The sequence below is a fragment of the bacterium genome (assembly GCA_035528375.1).
In the GTDB taxonomy this organism is placed as follows: domain Bacteria; phylum RBG-13-66-14; class RBG-13-66-14; order RBG-13-66-14; family RBG-13-66-14; genus RBG-13-66-14.
Genome location: DATKYS010000041.1, coordinates 1 through 3,238, shown reverse-complemented (window position 1 = coordinate 3,238; position 3,238 = coordinate 1). Strand labels below are relative to the sequence as shown.

Annotated in this window: 3 protein-coding genes; 1 reads left to right on the top strand and 2 read right to left on the bottom strand. The window is 65.5% G+C overall.

Going from position 1 to position 3,238, the window contains the following annotated elements; genetic code table 11:
- Both VM054_03190 and VM054_03185 read right to left on the bottom strand, forming a co-directional pair.
- On the bottom strand, positions 1-208 hold a 208-nt coding region (locus tag VM054_03190), incomplete at its 3' end, for a ribonucleotide reductase N-terminal alpha domain-containing protein (protein HUT98057.1).
- A 51-nt stretch (positions 209-259) separates the two neighbouring features.
- Positions 260-943 carry a 7-carboxy-7-deazaguanine synthase QueE gene (locus VM054_03185; protein ID HUT98056.1) on the bottom strand — a complete coding sequence of 228 codons (684 nt, stop codon included), beginning with the start codon at positions 941-943 and terminating at the stop codon, positions 260-262.
- Between the two features lie 694 nt (positions 944-1,637).
- Between VM054_03185 and VM054_03180 the strand changes: the two genes are divergently transcribed.
- Positions 1,638-3,035: a DegQ family serine endoprotease gene (locus VM054_03180; protein HUT98055.1), complete on the top strand. Its 1,398-nt coding sequence runs from the start codon at positions 1,638-1,640 to the stop codon at positions 3,033-3,035.
- The last annotated feature ends 203 nt before the right edge of the window (positions 3,036-3,238 follow it).

Genomic DNA, 3,238 nt, shown 5'->3' with positions numbered 1-3,238 from the left:
TGGCCATCATCTCGTAGAAGCGGGCCGTCGTGGCCCCCGTGTCCACGGAGTGGGTCAGGTCGGCGTAGTTTTCGTCGGCCGAGGCGATGGCCCCCGCGACGCGGTGGAAGAGCTCCTCGGGGGTTTCGACGGGTCGGCCCTCGTCGTCGCGTTTGAGGTAGCGCCGCTCGAGGACGGTGACGGCGTTTTCGGAAAGCGTCAGCGGCATGATAGCTCCAGCGGTCAATAAAAGCGGTCGGTCACACGATTCGTAAATTCGCTATTTGATACCCAGAAGCCGGTGCACCTGGGGCAGGACGCGCAGGTTCGGATGGACGGCCGAGGCCCGGACGTGCGCCCGGAGCATTTCCGCCCCGGTGAGCTCCGGACGGCCATTGGCTCCGTGGATGGGCTGAAGCGTCACCTCGACCTTCGGGGCGACTTTATTCACCAGTTTCAACGCCCGCTCCACCTCATCCCAGGGGGTTTTTTTGCCGAAAACGATTTTCACCAGGAGCTCGACATCCGCCCCCGCGCAGATTTCCAGAAATTTTTCCGACTCGTCCCAGTACGCCCTCCCGCAGTGGGCGGGCAATTTTATGTCGGCGGCCACGACGTCCAGGAACGGCAGCAGCGGCGGCAGCGCGTCGGGGTGGACCCCCGCCGTCTCCAGGTAAACCGGCAGGCCCATCTCCCGGACGAGAGGAAGCAGCTCCCGGAGGAATTTCGCGTAGAGCAGCGGTTCCCCGCCGGTGACGGCCAAGTGGGCGTGCCCCGGCGCCCGCTCCTCCAGCCCCCGAATTTCCGCTAAAACCGCACCGACCGTCAGGGGGTTGGCCGGCCGGACGACCTCCCCGGTCGCCCGTTCGATCTGCGCCGGCGCCGCCGGGTCCGTGGGCGTGTCGCAGTAGTCGCAGCCCACACCGCAGCCGGCCAAGCGGAGAAAAATTTGTCTGCGGCCCACGTGTGGCCCCTCGCCGGCCAGTGAGGAGAAAATTTCGGCGACGGGCGCGCCGGTCACGGGAACATTACTTGGAGATACGCTCTGCACAGGGTTTTCGGGGTTCCGTGGTGAGTGGTTCTATTTCCCAAGGGCGGAGCAGCCCCCCCACAGGGGGAATTGCAGCTGGATGACGGCGCTAACCGGCGGGACAACCCAAGCCGCCCCCCACAGGGGGAATTGCAGCTATATGACGGCGCTAACCGGCGGGACAATCCAGGCCGCCCCCCACCGGGGGAATTGCAGATAGATGACGGCGCTAACCGTCGGGACAAATCAAACAGCCCCTCGGGTTGATTTGCAGCCCCTCCAGCGGGCGGACACCCCCGGGACGTACCCCGGAAACGGACGACGCCCGGCGGTTTTAAGGTCGCCCAGGTGTCCCACTTCCCGCGCGAATTCTCTCCGCCCGGAGTCTCCTCCGGCTCAATCACCGGGCACAGCCAGCTTCACGCCCCCGAAGTCTCCGGCAGCCCACCCGTCCGAGGTCTCCAGCGGACCCTGCCTACCACATTTGGGCCATTTGTGAGATTAGCATACCATATATAGTGTGTCAACGGGGCCGGTGGATAAAATGTAAAATTGCGACGGGAACGGAAAAAAACACCCCGACGTATGGAATGGCGGATACGCCCCGACTTCGCAAGGAGAAACCGGAATGCGCAGAACGGCCATCTTCACCGCCCTCGTGCTCCTCGCCGCCACGGCGAGCCTCGCCGAAGAGACCTCGGGGGTGGACATCCTCCGCTCCATCCAGGAAGCCTTTACGTCGGTGGCGGCCGAGGTCAGCCCCGCCGTGGTTTACATCGAGGTGAAATCGGAGACCGACAAGAGCCTGAGCTTCTTCTTCGGCCCCTGGGGTTTCGAGGCACCCCCCGAACAGGAGGCCGCCGGGTCGGGCTTCATCATAGACGCGGAGGGGTACGTCCTCACCAACGCCCACGTCGTCGCCCGGGCCAAGGAGATTCAGGTGACCCTCGCCGACGACAGGGCCTTCGACGCCGAAGTCGTGGGGATAGACCCCGACTCCGACCTCGCCCTGCTCCGCCTCAAGGACGCGGATAACCTCCCGGTGGTCCGTCTGGGCGACTCGGACAAGGTGCGCGTCGGTGAATGGGCGCTGGCCATCGGCAGCCCCTTCGGCCTGCAGCAGACGGTGACCGCCGGCATCATCAGCGCCACCGGCCGCACCAATATGGGCCTGGCCAACTACGAGGACTTCATCCAGACCGACGCCTCGATCAACCCCGGCAACTCGGGCGGCCCCCTGGTCAACCTGGACGGCGAGGTCATCGGAATCAACTCGGCCATCCGCGCGGGTGGCGGCTGGACCGGTGAGTCGTACAACATCGGCATCGGCTTCGCCATCCCCGTCAACATGGCCCGGCGGGTGGTCGCGGACCTGCGCGAGAAAGGCAGCGTCGTGCGCGGCTGGCTCGGGGTGTCCATCCAGAACTTGACCGAGGAGGTGGCCCGGGCGATGGACCTTCGGGAAACCAAGGGCGCGCTGGTCGCCGAGGTCCTGCCCGACTCCCCCGCCGAGGACGCCGGCTTCGAGGTCGGCGACGTGGTGCTCGAGATGAACGGGGTGAAGGTAAAGGACGCCAACGAGCTGAAAAACCGCGTGGCCCTCCTGACCCCCGACGAGCGGGTCGAGTTCCTCGTCAACCGGGACGGCGCGGAGAGAAGGATTGACGTGACGATAGGCGAGCGGCCCCCCGATCTCACCGCGTACTACGAGGAGTCCCGGGGCACGGAGGGCGAATCGCGGGCCGTGGCCTCCCTGGGGATCGAAGTTCAGAACCTCGACCCCGAGCTCGCCCGTGAGATAGAGCTCGACGAGGATAAGGGCGTGGTCATCACCCGCGTCTTCCGGGACTCACCCGCCGACAAGGCCGGACTGCGCTCCGGCGACGTCATCCTCCAGTTCGACCGGCGCGAGGTGGTTGACGCGGCCGGTTTCGAGGAGATGGCGGGCAAGATTGTCGAGGGGGAACCGGTGCTGGTGCTCGTCTGGCGCGATGGGCGGACGACCTTTTTGGTCATCGAAAAATGACCGTCTCCTGAAAACCTAAAAAAGGCGGGCCCCGCGGCCCGCCTCTGATTTATCCCGCACGACTACCGGCTGATGACCAGCCTCTGGGTCAACGATCCCGCGGTCGTCTCCAGGCGGTAGAGGTAAACGCCCGAGGGAACCTCGCCGCAGTTCCAGGTCGCCTCGTGACGGCCCGCGGTCAACTCCGAGTCTAAAAGCGTCGC